The organism is Pandoraea captiosa (genome assembly GCF_902459775.1).
Lineage (GTDB): Bacteria > Pseudomonadota > Gammaproteobacteria > Burkholderiales > Burkholderiaceae > Pandoraea > Pandoraea captiosa.
The window spans coordinates 186,397-212,248 of record NZ_CABPSQ010000004.1 but is presented as its reverse complement, the minus strand read 5'-3'; the positions used below and the strand labels follow the sequence as shown (position 1 = coordinate 212,248).

20 protein-coding genes are annotated in these 25,852 nt (G+C 63.8%); 13 read left to right on the top strand and 7 right to left on the bottom strand.

From position 1 onward, the window contains the following. Positions 1-346 precede the first annotated feature (346 nt). The 3 genes from PCA31118_RS14375 (at position 347) to PCA31118_RS14365 (ending at position 3,850) form a co-directional block, all read left to right on the top strand. Entirely contained in the window at positions 347-1,843 is a 1,497-nt protein-coding gene (locus tag PCA31118_RS14375) for a DNA-3-methyladenine glycosylase 2 (RefSeq protein ID WP_150625977.1), read from the top strand. After that, the gene (locus PCA31118_RS14370; RefSeq protein ID WP_150625857.1) at positions 1,840-2,469 is read left to right on the top strand and encodes a methylated-DNA--[protein]-cysteine S-methyltransferase; all 630 of its coding nucleotides are present in this window, start codon (positions 1,840-1,842) and stop codon (positions 2,467-2,469) included. The genes PCA31118_RS14375 and PCA31118_RS14370 overlap by 4 nt, the downstream gene beginning before the upstream one ends. A 202-nt stretch (positions 2,470-2,671) precedes the next feature. Continuing rightward, positions 2,672-3,850 carry a DUF2863 family protein gene (locus PCA31118_RS14365; protein ID WP_150625856.1) on the top strand — a complete coding sequence of 393 codons (1,179 nt, stop codon included), beginning with the start codon at positions 2,672-2,674 and terminating at the stop codon, positions 3,848-3,850. Positions 3,851-4,044: 194 nt separating this feature from the next. Here the strand turns inward: PCA31118_RS14365 and trmB are convergent, their stop codons facing one another. Beyond that, entirely contained in the window at positions 4,045-4,755 is a 711-nt protein-coding gene (trmB, locus tag PCA31118_RS14360; protein ID WP_150625855.1) for a tRNA (guanine(46)-N(7))-methyltransferase TrmB, read from the bottom strand. Positions 4,756-5,194: 439 nt separating this feature from the next. On the opposite strand from trmB, the gene PCA31118_RS14355 reads away from it, so the two are divergent. Then, positions 5,195-5,848 (top strand): BspC domain-containing protein, encoded by a 654-nt coding sequence (locus tag PCA31118_RS14355; protein WP_150625854.1) that lies wholly within the window; start codon positions 5,195-5,197, stop codon positions 5,846-5,848. Positions 5,849-5,957: 109 nt separating this feature from the next. Here the strand turns inward: PCA31118_RS14355 and PCA31118_RS14350 are convergent, their stop codons facing one another. Continuing rightward, positions 5,958-7,106 carry a M14 family metallopeptidase gene (locus PCA31118_RS14350; protein ID WP_150625853.1) on the bottom strand — a complete coding sequence of 383 codons (1,149 nt, stop codon included), beginning with the start codon at positions 7,104-7,106 and terminating at the stop codon, positions 5,958-5,960. Positions 7,107-7,172: 66 nt separating this feature from the next. Beyond that, entirely contained in the window at positions 7,173-7,952 is a 780-nt protein-coding gene (gene yaaA, locus PCA31118_RS14345; protein WP_150625852.1) for a peroxide stress protein YaaA, read from the bottom strand. Positions 7,953-8,010: 58 nt separating this feature from the next. On the opposite strand from yaaA, the gene PCA31118_RS14340 reads away from it, so the two are divergent. Next, complete coding sequence (locus PCA31118_RS14340; RefSeq protein WP_150625851.1) at positions 8,011-8,523, top strand: putative toxin-antitoxin system toxin component, PIN family; 513 nt, start codon at positions 8,011-8,013, stop codon at positions 8,521-8,523. An 89-nt stretch (positions 8,524-8,612) separates the two neighbouring features. Then, on the top strand, positions 8,613-9,800 hold the full coding sequence (locus tag PCA31118_RS14335) for a pyridoxal phosphate-dependent aminotransferase (RefSeq protein WP_150625850.1): 1,188 nt from the start codon (positions 8,613-8,615) through the stop codon (positions 9,798-9,800). A gap of 125 nt (positions 9,801-9,925) precedes the next feature. Here the strand turns inward: PCA31118_RS14335 and PCA31118_RS14330 are convergent, their stop codons facing one another. Beyond that, entirely contained in the window at positions 9,926-10,573 is a 648-nt protein-coding gene (locus PCA31118_RS14330; protein ID WP_150625849.1) for a glutathione S-transferase family protein, read from the bottom strand. A 455-nt stretch (positions 10,574-11,028) separates the two neighbouring features. Between PCA31118_RS14330 and PCA31118_RS14325 the strand changes: the two genes are divergently transcribed. From PCA31118_RS14325 to PCA31118_RS14295, 7 genes are all read left to right on the top strand, one after another. Next, the gene (locus PCA31118_RS14325) at positions 11,029-12,585 is read left to right on the top strand and encodes a 3-hydroxyacyl-CoA dehydrogenase (protein WP_150625848.1); all 1,557 of its coding nucleotides are present in this window, start codon (positions 11,029-11,031) and stop codon (positions 12,583-12,585) included. Between the two features lie 16 nt (positions 12,586-12,601). Beyond that, positions 12,602-13,381, top strand: a complete 780-nt coding sequence (locus tag PCA31118_RS14320) for an oxepin-CoA hydrolase, alternative type (RefSeq protein ID WP_150625847.1) — start codon at positions 12,602-12,604, stop codon at positions 13,379-13,381. Between the two features lie 282 nt (positions 13,382-13,663). Continuing rightward, positions 13,664-14,341 carry a histidine phosphatase family protein gene (locus PCA31118_RS14315; protein ID WP_246190239.1) on the top strand — a complete coding sequence of 226 codons (678 nt, stop codon included), beginning with the start codon at positions 13,664-13,666 and terminating at the stop codon, positions 14,339-14,341. A 125-nt stretch (positions 14,342-14,466) separates the two neighbouring features. Then, the gene (locus PCA31118_RS14310; RefSeq protein WP_150625845.1) at positions 14,467-15,603 is read left to right on the top strand and encodes a phosphotransferase; all 1,137 of its coding nucleotides are present in this window, start codon (positions 14,467-14,469) and stop codon (positions 15,601-15,603) included. Positions 15,604-15,704: 101 nt separating this feature from the next. Then, positions 15,705-16,952: an acyl-CoA dehydrogenase family protein gene (locus tag PCA31118_RS14305; protein WP_150625844.1), complete on the top strand. Its 1,248-nt coding sequence runs from the start codon at positions 15,705-15,707 to the stop codon at positions 16,950-16,952. 166 nt (positions 16,953-17,118) lie between these two features. Continuing rightward, a complete protein-coding gene (locus tag PCA31118_RS14300) occupies positions 17,119-17,811 on the top strand; it encodes a glutathione S-transferase C-terminal domain-containing protein (protein WP_150625843.1) in 693 nt (230 codons plus the stop codon). A 208-nt stretch (positions 17,812-18,019) separates the two neighbouring features. Beyond that, positions 18,020-18,355: a YegP family protein gene (locus PCA31118_RS14295; protein WP_150625842.1), complete on the top strand. Its 336-nt coding sequence runs from the start codon at positions 18,020-18,022 to the stop codon at positions 18,353-18,355. A 142-nt stretch (positions 18,356-18,497) separates the two neighbouring features. Here PCA31118_RS14295 and PCA31118_RS14290 read toward each other — a convergent pair whose 3' ends face one another. The 3 genes from PCA31118_RS14290 to PCA31118_RS14280 form a co-directional block, all read right to left on the bottom strand. After that, positions 18,498-19,559: a hypothetical protein gene (locus PCA31118_RS14290; protein ID WP_150625841.1), complete on the bottom strand. Its 1,062-nt coding sequence runs from the start codon at positions 19,557-19,559 to the stop codon at positions 18,498-18,500. A 100-nt stretch (positions 19,560-19,659) separates the two neighbouring features. After that, positions 19,660-20,754, bottom strand: a complete 1,095-nt coding sequence (locus tag PCA31118_RS14285; protein ID WP_150625840.1) for a hypothetical protein — start codon at positions 20,752-20,754, stop codon at positions 19,660-19,662. A 14-nt stretch (positions 20,755-20,768) separates the two neighbouring features. Continuing rightward, the gene (locus tag PCA31118_RS14280; RefSeq protein ID WP_150625839.1) at positions 20,769-25,847 is read right to left on the bottom strand and encodes an RHS repeat domain-containing protein; all 5,079 of its coding nucleotides are present in this window, start codon (positions 25,845-25,847) and stop codon (positions 20,769-20,771) included. Positions 25,848-25,852: the final 5 nt, after the last annotated feature.

Genomic DNA, 25,852 nt, shown 5'->3' with positions numbered 1-25,852 from the left:
GGTCACCAAAGCCCGGCCTCGCGCCGGGTTTTGTCGTTTCTGCTTTGTCGTTTCTGCTTTGTCGCTTTCTGACCTGCCGCTTCATTCATCCCCCGCCCAAAAACCATCTCGCCCACCACCCAGCCACCCTCCCACCACGCAGCGGGACAGGCGCAAGGGGGCACTTCCCGGCACTCCACCTATAGTCGCACCGGCAAGCGCGCCCGTGCGCCTGCCTGTCTTGCCCAGGGCTCTGCCCCCCCTTTGCCGCCCGGCCCTCTCCGACCTTGTCATGTCCGAAAATGACTAGCCGTGGCTACGGCGCGCGCGTAGAGTGGCAGCCATGTTCTTTACCGCGTCACACCCCATGAAGCTCGATCCGGAAGTCTGCTACAAAGCCGTCTCCGCCCGCGACCGGCGCTTCGACGGCTGGTTCTTCGTCGGCGTCTCCTCGACCGGTATTTACTGCCGTCCCGTTTGCAACGTTCGTACGCCACGCTTCGAGAATTGCACGTTCTACGGCAGCGCCGCAGCGGCGGAAAAAGCCGGGTACCGCCCTTGCCTGAAGTGCCGCCCCGAGCTCGCGCCCGGCAGCGCCCGCTTCGACGCGTCGCGTGAGCTGGCCGACGCTGCCGCCGCCATGATCGACGAAGGCTTTCTCAATCACGCATCGTTACCGGATCTGGCCGCTCGTATCGGCATCACCGAACGCCACTTGCGACGCATCTTCGCCGACGAGTTCGGCGTCTCTCCGGTCGAATACGCCCAAACGCAACGACTGCTGCTCGCCAAGCGCTTGCTCACGGATACCGCACTGCCCGTGACGGAAGTCGCGCTGGCGTCCGGGTTCGGAAGCGTCCGACGCTTCAACGGACTGTTCAAATCCCGCTATGGCTTCGCGCCCGGACGCTTGCGCCAAAGCACGCATACCGCCCGCATGGCGGCCCTGCCCGACGGCGATCTGGTGTTCCAGCTCGCCTATCGCCCGCCGTTTGCCTGGCACGCCCTGCTCGACTTCCTCGGCGATCGCGCCATCGAAGGCGTGGAGCGGCGCGATGGCGGCGTCTACACCCGCACGTTGAGCATCGAGCGGCAGGACGGTCAGCCGACGGCCGGCTGGTGCCGCGTCTCCCCCTTGCCAAACCGGCATGCGTTACAGGTCACATTGCCGCCGTCGCTGGCGGGCAGCGTGCCTCAGGTGCTCGGCAAATTGCGCCACCTGTTCGATCTGGGCGCCCGCCCGGATGTGATCGATGCCCATCTGGGCTCGCTCGCCAGCCCCACGCCGGGCCTGCGCGTGCCCGGTGCCGTCGACGGCTTCGAGATCGCCGTGCGCGCCATCGTCGGCCAGCAAATCACGGTCAAGGGCGCACGACGCCTGCTCGGACGTCTGGCCCAACGCTTCGGGACACCACTCGCCTCGCCCACGCACGGACTGACGCACACCTTCCCCAGCGCCGCACAAATGCTGGCCGTGCCAGTCGACGCGCTCGGCGAAGCCGGTATCATTCGAAGTCGAATCGCCGCAATTCACGGTGTCGCGCAAGCGATCGTGGACGGCAAACTGCGGCTCGATCCGCTCGCACCATTGGAAGCGACGATCGCGTCGCTGCTCGCGATTCGTGGCATCGGCCCGTGGACGGCACAGTACATTGCGATGCGTGCCCTCGGCTCGCCCGATGCGATGCCGGTCGACGATCTGGTGCTTCGTCAGGCACTTGGCGTCGCCGACGGACGTGCGGTCGCGCTGCGCGCCGCCCGGTGGGCGCCCTGGCGCGCCTATGCTGCGCTGCACGTATGGCGCGCCGCGGCGCAAGGACCGGCAGGCCAGCCGGTCGAGACTTTGCAGGAGGTATTTGCATGACCCGAACGACATCCGCGGCATCTGCTGCATCTGCTGCATCTGCCCCCGTCGGCACGCGTGAGCCAACACGTTACGAAGCGCATTACGAGAGCCCGCTTGGCCAGATGCTGCTCGTCGCCAACGGCGACGCGCTCACCGGCGTGTATTTCTCGCATCAGAAGTACTTTCCGCCTGACGAGCAGGCGCGACGCGACGGCGGTGACCTCGCCGTGCTGCGCGCAGCCAGGCAGCAACTCGACGAATATTTTCACGACGGCCGGCGCCTTTTCGAACTGGATCTCGCGCCAGAGGGCACGCCGTTTCAGAAGAGCGTCTGGGACGAACTCCGCCGTATCCCCTTCGGCGAGACGCGCAGCTACGGCGACCTCGCGCATGCGCTCGGCGACGCGAACAAGTCCCGTGCGGTCGGGGCAGCCAACGGGCGCAATCCGATATCGGTCATCGTGCCGTGTCACCGCGTGATCGGTGCGAACGGCACGCTGACCGGCTACGCGGGCGGCCTCGAGCGCAAGCTCACCCTGCTCTCGCTCGAAGGCGCCGCCCTGCCCTCCGTACCCGGCGCCCGCTCCCCCACCACGCGCCACACACGCCTGTCCGCCCCGGCGAATCTCGCCTTCGATTTCTGATTCGGCACCTACGGGACCCGACGCTGCACCCTGCTGCGGCATGGGTGCACAGCGGCGTCGTGCCGTAGCGTGGGTGTCGGTCCGGCGGTCATGCGCACGTGCCCGGGCAGCAGGCGTCGGCGCGATTGGTGACGGCGTCGCGTCTATCGCGTCCACGCATGCCGTACAATCGTGAGTTCATGTGTTTCTGCTTTGCATAACTATGCGCTCACGCACCGCCAAACGACTGACTCCCGACGCCGAAAAGCTGGTCGGCCACGCGCTCGCGCTGGCTGCCTCGGGAAGCCGCATCGAAGACCGCTTCTGGGAAGCCCAGCTCGACACGCTGCTCACGCGCGTGCTGCGCACCGGCAACCAGCCGGCGATCGACGCCGCCCTGGACCACCTTCAGGCCAACCATAGCGAAGCCTATGGCGCCCTCGCCGACCTGATCGAGTCGCAAAGCGAATCCGCCGAACCCGAAGCCGAGGATCAGCGCTGGGACGGCCTGCTCGTCGCCATTCCGATTCTCGCGTGGACACGCTACGCGATTCCCTCGGGCCCGGTGAAGGCCGATGCCCTGATGCCGGTGCGCGCGCATCTGCACGCCCACGTGCTGGCCGAATCGGCTCGCGTGGCGCTCTCGCCCTACCTTTACAGCATCGACCAGCTCCCGCGAACGCATTGCGAATCGTGGAAGGTCACGCAACAACTCGTGCAGGCCGCCGTGAGCAACGCCGAGGTCAAGCAGCCCGGCAGCGATCTGCCGGAGACGGCGCCGATCCTCGCCGACCCGCGCTTCCTGCTCGCAGCGGTCACAGTCCCCAAGGGCGCGCCGATGTTCCGTTGGCAGGAAGATGGCCCGCGCCACGCCGAGCGCGGTCAATGCCAGGAAGCCTGGTCCGCGCAGGGCGGACCAAACCTGAATGCCCTGCTGCCGGGCTGTGAAATCGAGTGCCTGCTGCCCGACGCCTACTATGCGAGCTGCCGCGAGGCCGACGAACGCATTCGTCCGCACACGATCCGCACGGCCCTGCGCTATCTTGAAGACGTGCTCTCGCTCACGCCGCAGGAACTGCGTGCGGTCGTGGCCGGCTTTGGTGAGCAGAATATCGACGAATACCGCATCGGCTTTACACAGCGTGGCAGCAACGACGTGATTTACGGCGTGGTATGGCCGCTCTACGGTCGCGAGAATGGCGAAGTCGAAGGCGGCGCGCTCGACGAAGTCACCGATCTCCTCAAGGCGTGTGGCGTGAGCGATATCCGCAAGCATCCGGGGCGCTTCGATCCCGAGTACTGTGACGACTGCGGCGTGCCGCTGTACCCGGACCCCGTGGGCGAAGTCGTGCATGCGGAAATGCCGGAAGACGCAGAACCGAGCCGTCCGCACTTTCACTGATCGCGGCTCGGTAACCGCGACCCGCGGGCGTGCCTTGAACACGCCTGCCGTAAGCGTCGAAAACAAGACCGGCCATGCATGTCAATCTGCATGGCCGATCTTGTTTTGGCATGCGTCCGAAGCAGTGATCGAGGCGAGTGCGACATCACCGCACTATCCCCCAATATCTCCGCAAAATCCCTGCAATACCCTGGCTAAGGAAGGGAAGGCGGCCGTGGCAATACCGGCGGCAACGTCACCACACAGCGGTACAGCCCATGCCCCGACGCGAGATACTTGCGCTCGAACGGCGTCATCGGCGCGATGTCGTCCCGCGGCACCCACGCTTCGACCTGCGGGCGCACGCCACTGAGCCACTCGACGGCCAGCGCAAATTCGTCGATATAGGTCTCCCAGTTGCTACGGCACTCCAGCACCCCGCCCAGTGCGACCACGGTCGGAAACACGGCATGGGCGTGCCATCGACGCGCCAATTGGCCGATCTTCGGCCACGGGTTCGGATACAGCAGGTAATGACGTGCCGGGCGAATGCCCGCGGCGTGAAGCTGACGCCAGAAATCGACGAGATCGGCACGCACCCAGACGAAATTCTCGGGCCAGACACCCTCCCACCAGTCCTTGCCCCGCACGATACGGCTCTCGGACTGGTCGATGCCGATAACGAAGTGGTCGGGAAACTGGGTCGCCAGGCGCAGCGTGCTCTCGCCCACACCGCATCCCGCATCGACGATCAGGGGCGCCGAACCGGCGTTGCGCCATGCCGCGATAGCGGCATCGAAAGCCGCAGCGCTATAGGCGGCGAGCGGTTTGCGAAACGTCGCGTCGCGATGCCGCTCGACGAGCGCGGCAAGCTTGTCGTGCGGACCGGTTTGAGCACTGACGACAGTGCGTGAATTTGCGAACATGCCAAATAATGAAAACGTGGAGCCCGGTGACGCAGCGCGCCACGGCGAAGGACACTAACCATGACGCCAATACCGTCGATCGGCTGAAGTGCGCGCGAGAATGCGAACAAGCACGGCGGTGCCGCATCCCTCGGACAGGCCCGCATTGTAGCGCGCCGTAAGGTTCGCCAAGGTCGGTCGAGCGCGGCGCGGTGCCCAAGGGCTTATCCAGCGGGCTTGAGCGGTATTTTTTCGGTTAAGATGGATGCCGCTTCGCCGCTGTCTTTCAAAATGCGGTCAAGCTTCTTCGCGAGCGGTGCATGATCGGCAACGCATCGAACACGTGCTAAGTGCTACTTGCTACGTGGTAAGTGCTGCGTGCCGAATGCCCGCATTGCTCTGCAATGCTCAGGGCCACTTCATCCGAGTGACCCTTACGCCCCCGAGAATACGTCAAGCAATGTCGAAACGATTTTTTCAACGCGCCGCTGGCGTCGTGATGCGAGCCGTGCGCCAGGTCGCCGGAATCGCAAGCGTCGCAGGCGTCGCCGCCGTCGCTGCGCCGCTGGGCCTATCGGCCTTCGTGGCCCCTGCGCAGGCATTCACGCTCGAACAGCACCGCGCGCTGGTCGAGCAGTTCATCAACACCCGTCACGCCGAACCGCTGGTGGCCGATTGTGCCGCTCACGCGAGTTTCGTTGTCGCGACGCTGCCCGGTTACGAGAGTGTCGAATACGGCGAGACAGCCCTCGATCCCGCGCACGCGAAAATCGAGCCGTGGAACGGGCCGTTCGACGATCGCAAGCAACGCGTCGATGTCACGCAGATGGTCGAACTCGACGGTGTCGGCAAGCGCACGAGCGGTCAGACGGACAACATCCACATTCGCTGTGGATACGCGGACGGTCGCATGATGGGCTTCGATTACACTTCGCCGCTCTCGCAAGTGGAGCAGCCGGTCAAGCGCACCTCGCGCGGCAAGGCCTCGCACGCGAGCGCCAAATCCGGCAAGCGCGGGACGACGGCCAAGGCGTCGGGCGGCAAGTCGACGGCAAAATCGTCGGCCTCGAAGTCGACCAGCGCGAAGAAGAGCGCGACGAAAAAGAAGAACTGATCGCAGCATCGCGTTTCAGCGAGGCAGCAAAGCACGACGCATTGCGCGTCGTGCTTCATCACGTCTACCCACTTGCCCCTTTCGTGACGAACCTATCGAGGCGCTGCGCTCACACCTGATCGGCCTGCATTTGCGCCCAGATCGCCGTGAGCATCGATGCGCCGAGCGCAGCACTTCGCGCGCCGCTCCACCCGACTTGCGGGTCGGGACGATTGGCATTGTCCTTGAAGGGCATTTCGAGCGTGAGCGACAGGCAGCCGAAGCGGTGCGCGACCCACTTCGAGGCCAGCTTGAACGACTCAGGACCGTGCTTGCCCGGCGGATAGCCGAACTTGTCCTGGAAGTTGAGGCTGGCCGCTTTCAGTCGCTCGCCGAAGGCCTTTTCCCGCGCCAGCACGGCGTCCGTCACGCCTTCGACCCCGTCGTTGCCTGCGAGAAACACGTACGGCAGCGCCTCGTCGCCGTGGATGTCGAAGAACATGTCGCAGCCCGTCGACTCGATGGCGGCGCGCACGTGATGCACTTCCGGGCTGCGCACGGGGTCCGGCGTCAACCATTCGCGGTTGAGGTTCGCCCCCGTGGCATTGGTGCGCAAATTGCCGCGAGCCGAACCGTCGGGGTTCATGTTGGGGACCACGTAAAACACGGCTTCGTCGAGCAGCGCCGCCGCCAGCGGATCGCCCGCCCAGTCCCCGGCGCCGAGCAGCCGGCGCAGCATGCCTTCCACGAACCATTCGGCCATCGTCTCGCCAGGATGCTGACGGGCGATCACCCAGATAGCGCGCTTGCCGGCACGCGGTTCACCGACCGTGAGCAATGTCATGTCGCGTCCGTCAACGCTCTGACCCAGCGAGCGCGAGCTCACCAGCGGCGAATTCTGCGCGGTACCCAGCAGCGCCAGATGACGCTCGTCCGAATACGGTTCGAAATACGCCAGATAGACGCTGTCGTGCGCGGGGGTGAACGCAACCGTCATGACTTGCCCGTCGAAGGACGTCGGCACGCGAAACCAGGTCACCCGATCATAGGACGCCACCGCACGATAGTTTTCCCAGCCACGCGGATACGATGTCTGGCCCGCGTTATCGAAGACGATGCGGCATGGCACGCCGCCTACGCCCTGCACCCGGAAATGGAACCACTGTGCAAATTCGGCGGCCCCGTCTTTGGCGATGCGTACGTGAATATCGTCGGCACGCGCAGCGCTCACCACCTCGATCGCGCCGCTGTCGAATTTGCTGCTGATGTGGACGGTCATGACTTGTCTCGCACACGGAAATGAAAAAGCCCCGGAACATGGCCCGGGGCTACGAATGGGGCGACGTCAGGCCACGCGGCGACGGAAGACCCACAGGGAATCGTTCGAGACGCTGTCGTCGAACGCATAGCCTTCGGTGTCGAAGGCCTTGAGCTGCTGCACGTCGGTCACACCGCGTTCGATGGCATAGCGCGCCATCAGGCCGCGAGCGCGTTTGGCGTAGAAGCTGATGATCTTGTACTTGCCGCCCTTCCAGTCCTCGAACACCGGTGTAATCACCGGCGCTTGCACCAGACGGCGTTTGACGACCTTGAAATACTCCTCCGACGCCAGATTCACCAGCACCCGACGCGTCTCGCTATGCTCGGCGAGCGCAGCATTGATCGTTTGCGTGACGCGCTCCCCCCAGAAGGCGTAGAGATCGCGTCCGCGCTTGTTCACGAAACGCGTTCCCATCTCGAGACGATAAGGTTGCAGCAGATCGAGGGGACGAAGCACGCCGTAAAGCCCCGACAGAATGCGCAGATGCTTCTGGGCGAAGTCGAGTTGACCGGCATCGAGCGTACGGGCGGACAGCCCCTCGTAGACGTCGCCGTTAAAAGCGAGCACGGCCTGCTTGGCGTTGGTGGTGTCGAAGCGTGGCGACCATTCGGCGTATCGCGTGACATTGAGCGCGGCGAGCGGGTCGGAGATGCTCATGAGCGAGCCGACCTGCGCGGGGCTCAGTTCGCGCAGCCCCTCGATCAGTTCGGCTGCGTCGTCCACGAACTGAGGCACCGTGTGGGTGCTCACGTGAGGCGGCGTTTCGTAGTCGAGCGATTTGGCCGGCGAGAGAACAATTATCATATGGGGTGCAGCGTTCCTGCTTGATCAAGAAACTATCGAGAAACCGTCATTCTATCCAATGCTTCAAAACGCTGTTGCCACGCCCGCTGACCGGGCCTTAGCCGAGCACCTCGACGCGCTCGCCACACCGCCGCGCGTGGTGCTCGACACCAATGTCTGGATCGATCTGCTGGTGTTCGACGACCCGGTCGCCCGACCGGTGCGCGATGCGCTCATCGAGCGCCGCCTCATCGCACTTATGGCCTCGCGCTGTCGCGACGAACTCGCGATCGTGCTGACTTACCCCCAGTTCGCCGCGCGCGAGATCGACAATGACGCCGCGCTCGACTGGGTCGACGCCCACACCCACCGTATCGTCGTGCCGGAAGACGTTACCCCTGGCGCGCCGCTGCCGCTTTGTCGGGACCGCGACGACCAGAAGTTTCTTGAAGCCGCGCGTGACGGACACGCACACTGGCTCGTGAGCAAGGACAAGGCGGTGCTCAAGCTGCGCAGTCGTGTGGCGCGCCAGTTCGGTTTCCGGATCGTGACGGCCAGTGCATTCACGTCACTCCTGGTCACAGGCCGATGACAGCGTCGCACCAAGGGAAGGCGCCGCCCGCAGGGTTGGCGCGACGGCGTTAGAATGGCGGCCTGATCACTGCATCGTCCCACGTCAACATGAACGCGCCTCACACTGGATCCACCACGCCTGCGCTGGTCGCCCCGCCGCTCGCGTCGCGTCTGCCGAACGTCGGCACCACGATTTTCACCGTCATGTCCGCCCTCGCCGCCGAGAAGCAGGCGGTGAATCTCGGTCAGGGCTTCCCCGATTTCTCGTGCGATCCGAAGATCGTCGACGCCGTCTCGCGCGCCATGCGTGAAGACCATAACCAGTACCCGCCGATGGCTGGCGTGCCGGCACTGCGCCAGGCGATTGCCGAGAAGATCGGCAAGCTCTACGGTCAGCGTTACGACTGGGACACCGAAATTACGGTGACGGCCGGCGCCACGCAGGCGTTGCTCACCGCGATTCTGGCCACGGTGCACCCGGGCGACGAAGTGATCGTGTTCGAACCGACGTATGACAGCTACGTTCCGTCCATCGAACTGGCCGGTGGCAAGCCGGTATTCATCACGCTCGAAGCGCCGGAATTCCGCATCCCGTTCGACAAGCTGGCGGCGGCCATCACGCCGCGCACGCGGCTCATCCTGTTCAACACGCCCCACAACCCGAGCGGCACCGTGTGGCATGAGCGCGATCTTGTGCAATTGTCCGAGATCGTAGCGGGCACCGACATTCTGCTGATCTCCGATGAGGTCTACGAACACATGGTGTACGACGGCAAGCGGCACGAAAGCGTGGCGCGTCACCCGGAACTCGCACGCCGCAGCTTCATCGTGTCGAGCTTCGGCAAGACGTATCACGTCACGGGCTGGAAGGTCGGTTTTGTCGCAGCGCCGGCCGCGCTGTCGGCGGAGTTCCGCAAGGTGCACCAGTTCAACGTGTTCACGGTCAACACGCCGATGCAGGTCGGTCTTGCCGACTATATGCGCGACCCTGCCCCGTATCTGGAGCTCTCGGGGTTCTATCAGAAGAAGCGGGATCTGTTTCGCGAAGGTCTCTCGAACACGCGCTTCAAGCTGCTGCCCTGTGAAGGCACCTACTTCCAGTGCGTGGATTACAGCGCGATCAGCGACATGAGCGAAGCCGACTTCGCACTGTGGCTCACGGGAGAAATCGGCGTTGCGGCCATTCCGGTCTCGGCGTTCTACCACGAGCCACATGAGTCCGGCGTGGTGCGCTTTTGCTTCGCCAAGCAGGACGACACGCTGCGCGAAGCGCTGGCACGCCTGGCGAAGATCTGATTCTCCCGGCCTTGCGCCCCCAGAAAAAACGGCCGCAATCCTCAGGATCGCGGCCGCTTTTCCGTCGCCGGGAACACTTTCCTGCACGTGCTCCCTGAATTCCCCAGTCACCGGCCTAGGGCCAGTTACCCCGCCTTCCTGGCTTGCTGGTAAGCCTTCTGTTCGGCACGCATACGCTGGAACGACTCGCGCTCCGAGAGCCGCTTGCCGTAGGCCTTCCAGTCGATGCCTTCGGCGTTCAGGAAGTCTTCCCCATACACCGCCTGCGTGGCCATGCCGAGAATCGGCAAGTGGATACCGGCAGCGATATCCACCATCGTGAACGTCTCGCCCGCCACGTACGGCGCGAACTTCGCAATGCGCTTGAACGCAACGATATTTCGGCGCAGCAGCTTTTCGGTACGCTCACGTATGTCTTCCGACACGGTGCCGCCGAAGAATGCCTGCTTGTAGACCTCACGCACCACCAGCTCCAGATGCAGCTCGATCATCGTGAGCAATTCGCGCTCCTTGGCCTGGCGCCACGGATCGGCCGAGAACAGGGCCGGGTTGGGATGCGCCACTTCAAGGAAATCGCAAATGACCTGCGACTCGCACAAAAAGCCCTGCTCCGTTTGCAGATACGGCACCTTGCCCAGCGGCGAGCATTGCAGCACCGGTTCGTCCTGACACGGAATGGATTCGGACTCCTCGAAGGGCAAGCCCTTCTCGTACAGCACCACCTTGACCTTGTTGTAGTAGTTGCTGACTGGAAAGCCGTACAGCTTCAACATGATGTCTCCCATGTGAGTGAGCCGGCGCTTGCGATCCGATTGCGCGCGCCGGGTACCGGGAGTGTACAGTTACCACGCAACGATTCGTGAGCGAAATTCAACCCCGAACGTCCCGAATTCCGGTGTCGGATCGACTGCCCACGCACGCTCATGTGATCCATGTGACGCGTCGGGCCGACCGCTGAGCGGAACAAGCGCTGGCAAGGGAGGCAAGATCAGCGACAATAGCCGCAACGTGATTTGGGCATCGGTTTGCATCGCGCGGTCATTCGGGAGGAAATTCATTTCCCGACCGACCGGTCGGACGATAGAATGACGCGTTACGTGGAGGACGCAACGCCGACAGGCTGCGCCCCGCCACAACGGCGACACAACCGCCGTCACAGCCGCCGTCACAGCCGCCGTCACCACAATACCGATCGACGATAATCGACACCAACCTCGAGACATTCCGAATGACCGCATCCTCCCCCTCACCCTCCCAGGCCACCGCCGGCAAAGCCATCGAAGTGCTGGGCATCGTCGGTGCCGGCGCAATGGGCCGTGGCATCGCCCAGATCGCCGCTCAGGCCGGTTTGCAGGTGATGCTGTACGACACCAACGCGAAGGCCGTACAAGCCGCCCTGGACGCGCTGCGCGACACGCTCGACAAGCTCGCTGCGAAGGGCAAGATCGATGCATCGAGCGTCGAGGCGACGATGGGCCGTTTGCAGGCTTGTAACGCGCTGGAAGATCTGGCCGATTGCCAGCTGGTCGTCGAGGCGATCATCGAGAAGCTCGAAATCAAGCGCGACCTGTTCCGCTCGCTCGAAGGCATCGTGGCTGCCGACGCGATCCTGGCCTCCAACACGTCGTCGCTGTCGATTACCGCCATTGCCGCCGCGTGCGAGCGCCCGGAGCGGGTGGCCGGTTATCACTTCTTCAATCCGGTCCCCCTCATGAAGGTGGTCGAAGTCATCGACGGCCTGCGCACGGCGCCGGAAGTCGGCGACGCCCTGCTCGCGCTCGGCCAGCGCATGGGTCACACGGCCGTGCGCTGCAAGGACATGCCTGGCTTCATCGTCAACCACGCCGGTCGCGGCATGAATACCGAGGGTCTGCGCGTTGCCGGCGAAGGCGTCGCCAGCTTCGCCGACATCGACCGCATTCTGCGCGAACAGGCCGGTTTCCGCCTTGGTACGTTCGAGTTGCTCGACCTCACGGCACTCGACGTCTCGCATCCGGTGATGGAATCGATCTATCACCAGTTTTATGAAGAAGCGCGCTTTCGCCCGTCGCCGATCACGGCCGTACGATTCGCCGGAGGACTGCTCGGGCGCAAGGTCGGCGAAGGCTTTTACCGCTATGTCGACGGCAAGCAGCAAGTGCCGCCCGAAGCACCCGCGCCGGATACGCTGCCTGCGAGCGTCTGGGTCAGTCGTGCCGACACGCGCGGTTTTGCCGCTGTGGTCGAGTTGCTTGGTGCGACGGGCGTGACCCTCGAAAATGGCGACAAGCCCTCGGACACGGCGCTCATCGTCGTCACTCCGCTCGGTCTGGATGCTACGACCTGCGCCGTCGAGCAAGGGTTGGATGCCACCCGCACGGTCGCCATCGATACGCTGCTGCCGCTCGCGGGCGCGAAGCGTCACACGATCATGACCACGCCCGTGACCAGCCGCGATGCCCGGGACGCCGCACACGCGCTCTTTGCCCATGGCGGCACGCCGGTGACGGTGATCCGCGACTCGGCCGGTTTCGTCGCGCAGCGCGTGATCGCCACGATCGTGAATATCGGCGCGGACATCGCACAGCAGCGGATTGCAACGCCGGGCGACATCGACCGCGCCGTCACGCTGGGCCTTGGGTATGCTAAAGGCCCGCTGGCGCTGGGCGACGCCGTGGGCGCACGCCAGTTGCTCACGGTATTGCGTAATCTGCAATCGTTCTATGGCGACCCGCGTTATCGTCCGTCGCCGTGGCTCACGCGTCGCGCGCAACTCGGCGTGTCGCTGCTCACCGAAGAACAGTGATCCGGAGACCCGACTGATGGCCGCTGAACTGCTCGCCGAACGCGTCGACCATACCCTGGTGCTGACGCTGTCCAACCCAGGTGCGCGCAACGCGCTGCACCCCGACATGTACGCCGCCGGCGTCGAGGCGCTTGCGACCGCCGAGCGCGACGCGTCCGTGCGCGCCGTGGTACTCACCGGCGCCGACAACTTTTTCTGCGCAGGCGGCAACCTGAACCGCCTGCTGGAGAATCGTCAGAAGGATCCGTCTGTGCAGGCCGCCAGCATCGACGCGCTGGCCGAGTGGATCGAAGCGCTGCGCGCCTGCCCGAAGCCGATCATCGCGGCCGTCGAAGGCGCCGCTGCCGGTGCCGGGTTCTCGCTCGCCCTGGCATGCGACCTGCTCGTTGCGGCCGACAACGCCAAGTTCGTCATGGCGTACGTCAAGGTGGGACTCACGCCCGACGGCGGTGCTTCGTGGTTCCTGTCGCAGGCGCTGCCCCGCCCGCTCGCCACGGAAATCCTGATGGAGGGCAAACCGGTGTCGGCAGCACGTCTGGCCACGGCGGGAGTCGTCAATCGGGTGGTTGCGCCGGGACAGGCGCGTGCCGAAGCGCTGAACTGGGCGACGGATCTGGCGCAACTCTCGCCGAACGCGGTCGGCCGCATCAAGTCGCTCATCGACAGCGGCGCGAGTCAGACGCTCACCTCACAACTCGGTGCCGAGCGCGATAACTTCGTCGCTTCGCTTCACCACGCCGACGGACTGGAAGGCATCAGTGCCTTCCTCGAAAAACGTCCGGCAAAATACACCTGATCGTGTGAAAACACCCGGTGCACACGAACCATTGGCGTGCACCGACCCTCAACTTCCGACGGTCAAAGCCCGGCCGTCAGCGCCCCTTCGTAGACACCCGTCGTCGATATTGGTCGTTGGCATCTGCGACGTTGTGGCCGACAGCCCGGCATCGATCAGGAGAATTTCCGCATGAGTTCCCCCGGCACCTCCGCCCCCAACAGCCATCACCCTGGCGCCGCGTCCGGCGCCGCAACGGGTCCTTTGGCGTTCACCCCGCCAGGGCGCCGACGCATCTACCTGATGCGCCACGGCGACGTGACCTATTTCGACGACAGCGGCAAGCCCATCGACGCCGATACCGTGTCGCTCAACGCGCTGGGGCGCGAACAGGCCACTGCGGCCGGGCGCGCGTTCGCCGCGGAGAATCTGCGCTTCGACCGCGTGATCGTGAGCGGTCTGCCGCGCACGCGCGAGACGGCCGAGCGCGTGCTGGCCGAGACCGGACAACGCGTCGACATCGAGACGTGGACATGCTGGCAGGAAATCCGTGCCGGAAGCATCTCCGAGCTGCCACCGGCCGACCTGGCGCAGGCGTTTCTCGGTGCGTTCGACGGTCTGGTGCCGGAAGCCACCCGCTTTTTGAACGGCGAATCGGTGCGCGAGTTGCTCGACCGCGTGATTCCGCCACTGGCCGAACTGCGCGCCGACACATCGTGGGATACCGTGCTGCTCGTGTTGCACGGCGGCGTCAATCGCGCGATCCTCTCGCATGCCCTGCATCCGCAAGGGCGCCTTTTCCTCGGCCAGTTGGCGCAGGCGCCGGCATGCATCAATGCGCTGGACGTGGGCGACAAGCCGAACGACTGGGTGGTGCGCCTCACGAACTTTGCACCGCCGCAGCCGTTGCATGTCGGCAATCGGCTCACCGTCATGGAAAAGATCTTTGCGTCGTTTGTGCGCTCACGGCTGCCGCGCTGAGACGGCACACGCCCGCTCAGCAGCGCACATGGCACATTGAGAGACCTGTAGCACCCCACGCATCAGAACGCATATTCTGACGCATCAGTCTGGATCAACGCAGCACCGGAAATGCAGGAGACAGCATGGCCGAGGAGCTTGGACAGGACTTTTCCGCGTTTGCAGGCGAGCGCGCATTGGGTACACGCCTGCCCTTCGATGCCGAGGCGCTCGAGCGCTGGCTCGCCTCGCACATCGAGGGATTCGCCGGGCCGCTTGCCATCACGCAGTTCAATGGCGGCCAATCCAATCCCACCTATCGCCTGACGACGCCCGCTGCCGCATACGTGCTTCGCACCAAGCCGGCGCCTGCGGCAAAACTGCTACCGTCGGCGCATGCCATCGAGCGCGAGTATCGCGTCATGCACGCGCTGGCCGCCACCGATGTCCCCGTCGCCCGAATGCGCGCGCTTTGCGAGGACGAAGGCGTGATCGGACTCGCGTTCTACGTCATGGATTTCGTGGAAGGACGCGTGTTGTGGGACCCGTCGCTGCCCGGCATGACGCCGCTCGAACGCAGCGCCATCTACGACGAAATGAATCGCGTCATTGCGGCGCTGCACCGGGTCGACTATCGTGCGATCGGTCTCGAGTCGTACGGGAAGCCGGGTGACTACATGGCACGCCAGATTGCGCGGTGGAGCAAGCAGTACCGCGCCTCGGAGACAGTGCCCATCGACGCCATGGACCGTCTCATCGAGTGGTTGCCGGCGCACCTGCCGCCCCATTCGCCCCATACGCCCGAAGCGCCGGAGCGCACAACCATCGTGCACGGCGACTTCCGCCTCGACAACCTGATCTTCCATCCAAGCGAGCCGCGCGTGCTTGCCGTGCTCGACTGGGAACTCTCTACCCTGGGCGATCCGCTGGCCGACTTCAGCTATCACTGCATGGCGTGGCATGTGAGCCCGGGCGTGTTCCGTGGCATCGCGGGCCTCGACTGGCCCTCGCTCGGCATCCCCCTGGAAGATGTCTATATCCGCCGCTACAGCGAGCGCACAGGCATCGCGCCGCCGGCGCAGTGGCATTTCTATCTGGCCTACAACATGTTTCGCATCGCGGCGATTCTGCAAGGCATCATGAAGCGCGTGAGCGACGGCACCGCCGCGAGTGAGCAAGCGATGGACGCCGGCCGACGCGCACGCCCGATGGCGGAACTGGCATGGACTTACGCGCAACGCGCAGAACGCCTGGAAGGCTCGGATCATTCGGAACGCTCATAAACAGTGCCAGTGCACGGCAGCCGCACTTCATTGAACGCACCTCATTGAACGCACTTCATTGAACGCACATCGGCGAACCCACCTCATCGAACGGAGACACCATGGATTTCAGCTACAGCCCGAAAGTCGAAGCGCTGCGTGAGCGTCTCTCGGCGTTCTTCGATGCGCACATCTTTCCGAACGAGCAGCGTTATCTCGAAGAAATCGAAGTCGCCCGCCGCCGTGGCGACGCGTGGCAGCCCTCCCAGGTGATCGAGCGTCTCAAACCGCTCGCACAGCAGGCGGGCCTGTGGAATCTGTTCCTGCCGGACTCGGGCCGCGGCGCAGGCCTCACCAACGTCGAATACGCGCCTTTGTGCGAGATCATGGGACAGGTGCCCTGGGCGCCGGAAGTGTTCAACTGCAATGCGCCCGACACCGGCAACATGGAGACCCTGGAGCGCTACGCCACCGATGCGCAAAAGGCGCAATGGCTCGAACCCCTGCTGCGCGGCGAGATCCGCTCCGCGTTTCTGATGACGGAGCCGGACGTGGCGTCGAGCGATGCCACCAACGTGCAATGCAGCATCCGTCGCGACGGCGACGATTATGTCGTCAACGGTCGCAAATGGTGGTCGACGGGCGCGGGCGATCCGCGCTGCGCGCTATACATCGTGATGGGCAAGACAGACCCCGATGCGCCGAAACACGCCCAGCAGTCGATGATTCTGATCCCCGCCGACGCCAGGGGCGTCTCGCGCGTTCGCCCACTCACCGTCTTCGGCTACGACGACGCCCCGCACGGCCACATGGAAATCGTGCTCGACGACGTGCGCGTGCCTGCGACCAACATGCTGCTCGGCGAGGGCCGTGGCTTCGAAATCGCGCAGGGTCGGCTTGGCCCCGGTCGAATCCATCACTGCATGCGCCTCATCGGGCTGGCCGAGCGCGCGCTGTCGCTGATGTGCCAGCGCACGCTCTCACGCGTGGCGTTCGGCAAGCCCATTGCGGCTCAGGGCGTCACGCGCGAGCGCATCGGCGAGGCGCGGTGTCTGATCGAGCAGGCGCGCCTGCTCACGCTCAAGGCGGCGTACATGATGGATACGGTCGGCAACAAGGCGGCACGCGCCGAAATTGCGATGATCAAGGTGGTCGCCCCGAACATGGCGTGCCAGGTGATCGACTGGGCGATGCAGGCGCACGGCGCGGCGGGTCTGTCCGGCGATTTCCCGCTGGCATATGCCTATGCCAGCGCCCGGACCTTGCGCTTCGCCGACGGGCCGGACGAGGTCCATCGCAATGCCATTGCGAAGCTGGAACTGGCGAAATACCCGGTGGAGGAGGCGATTCACGCGCCGGATCGGCCCTAGATCGGCCCTGGATCAAGCCCTCGATAGGTGCAAAGTGGACGTCCGACCCCATGGCCGGCAGGGAAAAACGTTCTGTGGTGTAATTTCCGGGCAGTTTTTCCGGTAACTTTCCCGGCAGCGCTGTCTGCCGACCGATGCATCCACGAGGATCCACGAGGAGCCGCAATTGATTCAGGTCTATTCCTGGGCCACGCCCAACGGCCACAAGGTCCACATCATGCTCGAAGAGTGTGGACTCGCATACCACGCCCATGCCGTCGATATCGGCGCGGGCGATCAGTTCAAGGACGAATTTCTCGCCATCTCGCCGAACAACAAGATTCCCGCCATCGTTGACGAAGACGGCCCCGATGGCAAGCCGATTTCCCTGTTCGAATCGGGGGCGATTCTGCTGTACCTGGCGGGCAAGACCGGCCGTTTCCTCCCGGAAGACGTGCGCGGCAAGTATGAAACGCTGCAATGGCTGATGTTCCAGATGGGCGGGGTCGGGCCGATGCTCGGTCAGGCGCACCACTTCCGGATCTACGCGCCCGAGAAGATCGATTACGCGATCAAGCGCTACACCAACGAGGCGCGACGTCTGTATGGCGTGCTCGACAAGCGACTTGGCGACCATCCGTATGTCGCCGGCGACATGTACACGGTGGCCGACATCGCCATCTGGCCATGGCTGCGTTCGTGGAAGAACCAGGGGGTCGAGCTTTCGGACTTTCCGAACGTACAGAAGTGGTTCGAGGCGATCGAGGTGCGTCCGGCGGTCCAGCGCGGCATCAAGGTGCTCGCCGACGCCCGCAAGCCGTTGCAGGACGACAAGGCGCGCGAAATGCTGTTCGGCGCCACGCAGTACGCGCGGCGCTGATTCGGCGTACCGCAGGGCAGTCGCCATGGCGGCGGCCCTGCGGCGATGTACTGCGCAAAGTGGTTTACACTTCGAAACAAAGTGCGGTATCGCCACAGACCGTGCGGTGCTAATCTAGGCGCATTCTCCGACGCGGCGCAACGCCGCCGTCACCTTGCAGTTCGCAGTCCCTCGCCGCTGGCCATTGGAAGATCCGGGAGATCCACATATGTCAGGCAAGTTCGAACTCAAGCGCAGCCCCAACGGTGAATTTCACTTTTACCTGCTGGGCGAGAGCGGCCACACCATCCTCTCCTCCGAGAGTTACAAAGCGCGCGCCTCCGCGCAGAACGGCATCGAATCCGTTCGGAAGAACTCCGCCGAGGATCACCGTTTCGAGCGCAAGACCTCGACATCGGGGCGGCCTTACTTCGTGCTCAAGGCTCGCAACGGCGAGATCATCGGACAAAGCCAGATGTTCTCCAACGCGGAACAGATGGAAGACGGCATCAAGCAAGTCAAGCACGACGCGCCGTCGGCATCGGTTAGCGATTTGTCGCACTGACGCCCCGTGTTGGCGTGCCGCAGTCATACCGGATGTCGCCAGCGAGATGGTCGACAACGCGGCATGGAAAGTGGCCTGCGCTGCGCCGTTGCGAGAGCGAGGCCACCTTCGCTAGCTTGTCGGTCGATGATAAGCGCTCCGCTCACTGCGACGTACTCACCGGCGTCCACGGGACTCTCTTCCACACTTCTTGCGGCGACGGCGTACCCGGCGTGCAGGGATGCATTTCCACATACGTCGGGGAACTGAAGGCACATAACAGACCGCCGAGCGTGAGTCGACCTGTCGCCTCGTCGAAACTCAAGGGCGCCGCCACAGCGTCAGTCGGCGTTTGCTTGACATTGGCAACCATCTTGCGATGAGCTATCCCAACGCCGATGAAAGGCGTAAATGCCTTGGTCCGCGGTATCCACTGCGCGTAGTACACCGGCACTTCCGTGAGGGTGCCGTAAAACGCCTGCATCGGTCGATCGTAAGCGGAGTCGCACCACTGCACCCCGAGACTTTGCGTGCCGCCATAGTGCGAATTCAGTCCGAGGCAGACCGGATGCCCGGGCAAATCCACGACTGACGATTCAAACGCGAACGGCCCGTCCGGCAATAGCGCCCCCACCTTGACGCACGACACCGCGCCCTGCAACTGACTGCTGCCTCGCCAGCCGTCTGCCACCAGGTAGGGTTTGCCGTTGCCGTCAAGCAATCGCGTACCCACCGCCTTATGCTGCGAGAGTTCGACTCGCGTTGCCCCGATATCGCCGGTCGACGTGTCTTGAAACGACACCACATAAGCCGCGTACGACTCGTTGTACCCACAGTCAGGATTATTCTGGATCTCGACCCACATCCCTTCGTGGGCGCCGGTGATCTTGAAGAAGTAGTATTCGTCGTTCACGCAACCTGACGAGTCGTTCCTGAAGTTGATCTTCTGACCGTCGTACAAGCTGAACGAGCACGGCTTGTCGTTATCCTTCTGTCGCATCTCGATCAACGGCAACGCATGGTCGTGCTTCGGCATCGCGCCTGTCGATGGTGGCACGGCGACTGCGCTTGCCTGCGTGTCAGCCGCCCCTGCCGCCCCACCCGCCCCGCTCGTCATCGTATCGGCCGTGAAGGCGACACTCCGATACCCCATCAACAGGCAGATGAGCAGCGTCTGGACTACCCGCCGGCCGTGAAACGAATCGTTCCGTCGAACTGTGCGCATGACGTACCTCCCGCATACCTTCTGGTTAACATGGCGAACGCCGCCCTCTCGTCGCACCGCAAACTTCGATCCCTCACTTCCTGTTCCGTGCGCTCATGCCTCAACGGTTGCGCACCTCGAACGACACGTTGAACCCGTCCTGTCGTCCCTCGTCATGAAACCCGACCTGATAGCGGATCATCAAACGCGAACCGTGCTTCAAGACACCCAGCCACGACGACGGAATCAGTACATCGATTCCCTGTTGCGCCTCCGTCGCCGTAATCGGAAGTCCATCCCGCATCGCGCACACATAACTCTCGCCCGGCCTGTCTTCATGCTCGCCCTCGGCCCAAAACCACAATCGTTGTCGCTCGAACGCGAGACGCCACGGCTGAAGCTGCACCCGCGCGCCATTCGGCAACTTGTCCGGCTCGATGTAATCGTTACCGGCAAGGTCCGGCAATTGCGGCACCGGCATATTGTTCGGCATGAACCGCAACACGCTCAGCAAGAAGGCCGGACTCGTCTGATCGGCGCCGCTGCGTGACACCGTATAGCGCACGTCGCACGCCGGCGCGCCGACATTGGCCGCAACCACGGCGGGCGCGATCGCGAACTCGAGGAAGTCCGGCTGCGGTGCCGGGACTGTCTCGAAGGCCGTATCGATCGTGCCGTCGCCCGGGGTGCCATCCCAGTGAACCTGCACGCGGTGTCCGGCCGTCATGCCCTGATAACGCACCTGCACCTTGGCACCTTGCAGCGCGAGCATCGGATTGAGATTGCCGTCGCCCCCATGCTCGACCTGCGGCGGTATCAGCGTCAGCGAGGGGGTGAGATCGACCAGAATCATCTTCTGCGCAGACAGCCCGATCACCGTGCCGTCCGGCGCCTCGCATCGATACGTGAATGCATACTCGCCGGAGGTGAGGCCGCGCAGCACATCGCCCGGGAAGTTCACGACGATTTCCGCTCCGACGTCGTTATCGGTCAGCGGGCGTGTCATCGACGCGATATCTGCGCCATTGATCGAGCAGAACAACATGTCGTCAGGTTCAGTGAACGGCGGGTACATCTGCGTGCTCGCCGACAATACGTCGCCGTGGGCGGCCAGGTATTCTTCCGTGACGCCATTCGCGTCGACCTCGACATCGACCTTGAAGGCAAGGTAGGGGACCGCCCGATCGGGGGACTTCCGCAGGTTGCCGACTCTCATTTCGCTGCCTCCGCTTAAAGCCATGTGTCTTCGACATCATCGAAGTGAACCTGCCTGTTCTGCGCATGCACCTGCTCACGATCATAGGAGCGCATGCGCAGACTCAGCGATGGCGAACTGCGCTGGCTCAGCGCGGAATTCGGACGACTGGAGAGTTCCGACATGGTGCGTGCCGCGATACCCGCGATATGGCCTGCAGATCTGACCGCCATGACGGTGGCGGTGCCGTGAGGCACGACCGGGCGCGTCGGCGTCGATGCCCGGCTTCCGCTACTCGACGATGCGTTCGATCTCCCACCAAGCGATGTCGATTCGCTACCGATCCTCTTATTCAGCATGCTCGTGCTGGAAGGCGGGCGGGACTCAGGCGCGGTACTGAGCGTGCTGCGGGCGCCGCCCGTGCCTCTCCCACCGACAGGACCTATCGGCGTGTTCGTCGCGTCGTCTGCCAGTTCGAATAGCGAATCGCTGTTTGTCAGGCTGCCTCGCGTGCCAGTCGTGCCGACGTTCGCTGCACGTGCGGCCATGCGTGCATTTGCGACAGCGAATCCCAAGCCTGCCCCAATGTCGATTGCGCCGAGGACAGTGGCGGTAAAGCTCAGTGCGCCGGAGAGATTGTCGTTACCGGTTGCCGCCGCGATCGAGTTCGCTGCCGAAACGCCGATGATGGTCGTATTGATGCTGACCGTACTAATAAATGACATCTGTGCCACTGTGCTCAGCATGCCGAAGTTGGCCGACATCGTCGCGATCGAAATGCCTGTCGTCACCGCCGATGCCGCCGACACGCCGGTCGTCGCAGCCGCCGTGACGCCCACCGCCGCCACCCCCGCCGTCACCGACGCCCCGGCCCCGGTTCCCGCCGCCGCGATCGCCCCGCTCACCGGCGTCATAATCCCCGCCGAGAATACGGCCAACGCGACCGCGATGGTACTGGTCACCGCGGTAACCAATCCTCCGAGCCATCCCGGAATATGCCCCGTCGGATCGATGGAGTTCAGAGGGTCGACACGTGCGTAGGCGTTCAGACCACCGCCGTCGAACGGAACGTAGGTGTCAGGCACCAGAAAGCGACCCAGCACGGGGGAATACAACCGCGCATTGCCCAGCCAGATCCCCTGCGTCGCCGGATCGACCATTTCGCCGTCCTGACCGGGAACACTGTCAGGTACGTCCGCCCGGCGATAGCCGCTCGGTGAATAGGCGATACCGCGCGTCGCATCGCCGCTCGCATGCACTTCGAGCACGCTCGACTTCCGATCAACGGTGTACGCGAGCAATTGTCCCGACGAATCGAGAGTCCCCGCCGCGCCATCGAGATAACTGCGCGAGAGCGTGCCCTGCACTTCCACGGCCAACTTGTTGCGACGGAAGATCCGATGACGCGTCGGCTGGCCCGACCGCATGACGAGCGCCTGCTCATCGAGCGCGTTGTAACCGTACTCGGTCGGTGTCTGTCCGCTTCGCTGCACGGACGTCATCTGATCCTGCTCGTTGTACGTGTACGTGTTGCCCAGCCCGTCGTTGGTCACGCGTCCCGCCGCATCGTAGCCGAGCGTGAATCGTCCGTTTGCCGCGCCGTACCCGGTCCGCTCGAATGCGGTGAGTTGCGTAGGATCGTCATCGTTTTCGTAGTGGTAAGTCACTGTGGCAGGGGTACCCACGCCGTCGTGCCACGTCAGAATTTCGGCTATGTTGTCGAACGCGTCGTGCACCCATTGCTGCACGGAGATTCGTTTCGAAGGATCGTGAGGGTCCGGCGGGCTTTCCGTCCCTGTTGTGTAATAGGTATCGAGCCGATCGCGCCGGTCGTACGCCATCGACTCCTGCAACCGCTGTACGCCGCCTTCCACACGCGTACGGCTCACCAGCAAGTCGAGATCGTTGTAGCCCTGCGTCAACACCAGTGGCGTCCGGCCTGGCGCGACCGTTTCGCGTCGTATCTCGCGCCCGAAGTCGTCGTATCCGAATGTCGTCGTCAGGCGTAATGCGCCGCCCTGCCACAGGATCTGTCCGTCCAGCCGGCCAAGCGAGTCCCACGAATAGGTGAGCACGGCGTCGCCGCAGGTGTACTCCATTAACTGCCCGGTGTCGGGATCGTATCGATAGCGGTGCATCTGGCCCGCGGCATCCTCATACGATGCGGGCAGACCGAGCAATGTCCATTCGTGCACCGAGCGGTGCTCACCGGCATCATCCGTCCAGGTCTCGATGTGCGCGGCACCGCTGGTGTAGCGCTCACAATGATACGTCGCACTGGCCATCGAGCCGCCCGCCTGCGTCGCCGTCAGAAGCTGCCCCGTGTGCGGGTCATGCTCGTACGTGGTCTGCACAGGACCGGAGACGCGTTGTTGCGGCACCTCCGCCAACGAGGGATTGAGTGCAAAGGTCACCACCTGCCCCGCGGCGTTCGTCTGTTGGACCGGATGCTTGCGGTCGAGCTCGAACGACCACGTCGTGGTACGCCCGCCCACCGTCTGGTCGGTCACACGCATCAGACCATCGAACGTACGCTTCCCTAATTCGGTGCCGTTCACGTTCACTTGTGCAATACCGGCGTCAAGCGAATGGGCGGCGTAGGCATAGTCGAATGTATCGCCATTAGCGAGATCGACGTGGCTCGTGCGGTCCGCGAAATCGTACGTGTACGTGGTCTCGCGGCGTGACGTATCGACTGCGCTCACGCGCCGCCCCAAACCGTCATAGGCGTAAGTCCATTGACTTACCAGCCGGCCTGCCGTGTCGGTACGGGTCTCACGTTCTATTTCGGCGAAGCGGTTGTAGGTGCGCGACGTCACCCCCGAGCACTTGCCGCCGCCTTCGAGCCAATGCGTCGCCACTTGCGTCACCGCATTCCACTCGTCATGTTCTGTCACGCCGTCCGGTCTCACCACCGCGTGACAGCGCCCCCACCCGTCGTATGCGAACCGCATCGTGCGCACGAGCGTCGTGTCGCAGATGCGGTCCGTCATCGTGCTCTTGACTTTGCGACCCCGCGCGTCGAAATCATGCCTTGTCAATTCCAGCGTTTCACCATCGGCCACGTCAGGGGTGCTACGGGTCAGACGTACGTTCAGTCCCGTGCCGTCGAAGTAGGCGGTCTCGACGATCCCCGAATCCCGTGTCGTCTGCTGCGTCGTCGAACCACCGGGTGCGCTCGGGAACGTGTAGCCATAGCGCAGCGTGGTGGTGTAGGCCGCGTCCTCCGAGGTGGGCGTCGTCGATTCTTCGACCAACCGGCCCAGCATGTCGTATCGCGATGTGACGACCTCGTCCGTGCTCTGCACGAGCGTGTCCAATCCGGTGTGGATCGAGGTGTGCGTCACGGTCGCACTTTCGGTGTCGTCGAAATCGGTATGCTGGTGCGTCGTCGTCACGAGATCCGTCGCCGTCTTCGCATAGGAGAAATCGATCGTGGTGGTGTGCCCGCCCAAGGTCTGGGCGCGCCACATGACGCGACCATGCAACAGCGTCGATGTCGGCCGGTTGAAGTAAGCGATCGCGACCTTGTCGAACGTCACACCGTCTGCCAGTTGCGACTGCTCCGAGAGGGCCAGAAAGTCGGCGGCGCCGGAGACCAGCGATGGATAGCGCTCATAGCGAAATCGCTGCATCCGTGTAGGTGCGACCGCCGTGGGCTTCATGCCGGGGCTGCGCGGTGTGGCGTCCCCCGGCAGCATCGTATGCGCCTTGACCGTGCGTGGCGTCTTCCACACGGGATCGGCAGGACAGCCGTCCTCGCCCGCCGGATCGTAATAGTCGGTCGTCTGGCGGACGCCGTCCGGCATGACGACCTCGATCGGATTGCCCCACGCGTCATACCGATGCGTCGTCATCTCCGAGCGCGACACCCCAGCGCGGCGCCACCGCACCGTCTGTTGTCGCGGCAATTGCACAATGGCCGGCTGCTGGTCGTATGGCTTGCCCGTTTCATCGTGATAGACATTCAGTTGCGTGTATTCGCAGCCGTCCTCTTCGCGCCGTTCCTCCATGAGCAGGTGAAAACGGTTGAACTCGCGGTACACCGTCGCCAACACCACAGGCTCGGCGCCGCTTTCATCGATCTGCGATTCGACGCACGAATAGCGATAATCGGAAGTGACTTTATAGAGCGCATCGGTGGCGTCTTCCCAGTCGACGCCGGCGTCGTACCCCAGAAAATTTTCTGTCGAGTAGGTGTACGTCGTGACTCGCGCAGGCTGACCGGCCCCCGGCTCCATCACATAGCGGGTGACGTACGGGAGATAAGACGGCGGCGTGCCAGGCGCTTCGTTCGAGCGCGCCGGAAAGCGATGGCCAGCTTCTTCGTAGGCCATGCGTTCCACACTACCGGTGGGCGACGTGACCTCCGAAATGAACGCGAGATCGGCGTTGGTGTATCGCTCGTATTTGAACGTCCAGCCGGGTTTGCCGGACAACGGCAAACGGACCGCCGTCACGAGGTGGTCGCTAAGCGCCATCTCGTAGACAACCGGCACCGGGCCCGCCACCGTGATGGCGACCGCCTGCGGCGTACGCACGACACGCAGCAATTCGCCGCGCTCCTGATCGCTCATCGCAGCGAGCGACGGTTCCCCCTCGAAAGCCTGCCAGGTCAGAAAAACCGACCGCCCCTGCGGTGACACGATTTCCACCGGCACCCACGGGGTAAGCGGCTCGGAAGGCTGAAAGGGCTCCAGAATCTCGCGTTGGCCGGACCGATAGGTCACGACCACTCTCGTGGCGAACTTCTCCACCATGACGCTGGGCAACTTTTGGTCCGGCAATGTGATGCTCGCATCGGTCAGCAGCGCAAGATGCGTCTCGCCGTCAGACAATCGCAAACGCCGGGCAGCCGGTTGCAGTTGCGAGAGGCCCCAGTTCCAGCCGCGGCCAAGCCCCGCGTCCACGTTCTGCATTGGATCGAAGCTGAGCGCGAGCTTCAAGTCCGGTCCGGCCAACGCATTCATGGCCATGACCGGCAACGCAACGCGCACGGTATACGTACCCGTGCGCGGATCGACGCCTTTCTCGAGGAAGCTGAGAAAACTCTGTGCCCCGGAATACAGCGAATTCCGGTCGGCTTGTGCGGGTTGCGGGACCGGCTCGCCCATACCGA

Excerpts from the sequence above, each read along its gene's own strand:
- PCA31118_RS14350 (WP_150625853.1), bottom strand. The coding sequence starts at position 7,106 with ATGACCGTCCACATCAGCAGCAAATTCGACAGCGGCGCGATCGAGGTG.
- yaaA (WP_150625852.1), bottom strand. The coding sequence starts at position 7,952 with ATGATAATTGTTCTCTCGCCGGCCAAATCGCTCGACTACGAAACGCCG.
- PCA31118_RS14330 (WP_150625849.1), bottom strand. The coding sequence starts at position 10,573 with ATGTTGAAGCTGTACGGCTTTCCAGTCAGCAACTACTACAACAAGGTC.
- PCA31118_RS14290 (WP_150625841.1), bottom strand. The coding sequence starts at position 19,559 with ATGCGCACAGTTCGACGGAACGATTCGTTTCACGGCCGGCGGGTAGTC.
- PCA31118_RS14285 (WP_150625840.1), bottom strand. The coding sequence starts at position 20,754 with ATGAGAGTCGGCAACCTGCGGAAGTCCCCCGATCGGGCGGTCCCCTAC.
- PCA31118_RS14340 (WP_150625851.1), top strand. The coding sequence starts at position 8,011 with ATGCTTCAAAACGCTGTTGCCACGCCCGCTGACCGGGCCTTAGCCGAG.
- PCA31118_RS14355 (WP_150625854.1), top strand. The coding sequence starts at position 5,195 with ATGTCGAAACGATTTTTTCAACGCGCCGCTGGCGTCGTGATGCGAGCC.
- PCA31118_RS14325 (WP_150625848.1), top strand. The coding sequence starts at position 11,029 with ATGACCGCATCCTCCCCCTCACCCTCCCAGGCCACCGCCGGCAAAGCC.
- PCA31118_RS14280 (WP_150625839.1), bottom strand. The coding sequence starts at position 25,847 with ATGGGCGAGCCGGTCCCGCAACCCGCACAAGCCGACCGGAATTCGCTG.
- PCA31118_RS14375 (WP_150625977.1), top strand. The coding sequence starts at position 347 with ATGAAGCTCGATCCGGAAGTCTGCTACAAAGCCGTCTCCGCCCGCGAC.
- PCA31118_RS14305 (WP_150625844.1), top strand. The coding sequence starts at position 15,705 with ATGGATTTCAGCTACAGCCCGAAAGTCGAAGCGCTGCGTGAGCGTCTC.
- PCA31118_RS14320 (WP_150625847.1), top strand. The coding sequence starts at position 12,602 with ATGGCCGCTGAACTGCTCGCCGAACGCGTCGACCATACCCTGGTGCTG.
- PCA31118_RS14295 (WP_150625842.1), top strand. The coding sequence starts at position 18,020 with ATGTCAGGCAAGTTCGAACTCAAGCGCAGCCCCAACGGTGAATTTCAC.
- PCA31118_RS14370 (WP_150625857.1), top strand. The coding sequence starts at position 1,840 with ATGACCCGAACGACATCCGCGGCATCTGCTGCATCTGCTGCATCTGCC.
- PCA31118_RS14335 (WP_150625850.1), top strand. The coding sequence starts at position 8,613 with ATGAACGCGCCTCACACTGGATCCACCACGCCTGCGCTGGTCGCCCCG.
- PCA31118_RS14310 (WP_150625845.1), top strand. The coding sequence starts at position 14,467 with ATGGCCGAGGAGCTTGGACAGGACTTTTCCGCGTTTGCAGGCGAGCGC.
- PCA31118_RS14365 (WP_150625856.1), top strand. The coding sequence starts at position 2,672 with ATGCGCTCACGCACCGCCAAACGACTGACTCCCGACGCCGAAAAGCTG.
- PCA31118_RS14315 (WP_246190239.1), top strand. The coding sequence starts at position 13,664 with ATGCGCCACGGCGACGTGACCTATTTCGACGACAGCGGCAAGCCCATC.
- trmB (WP_150625855.1), bottom strand. The coding sequence starts at position 4,755 with ATGTTCGCAAATTCACGCACTGTCGTCAGTGCTCAAACCGGTCCGCAC.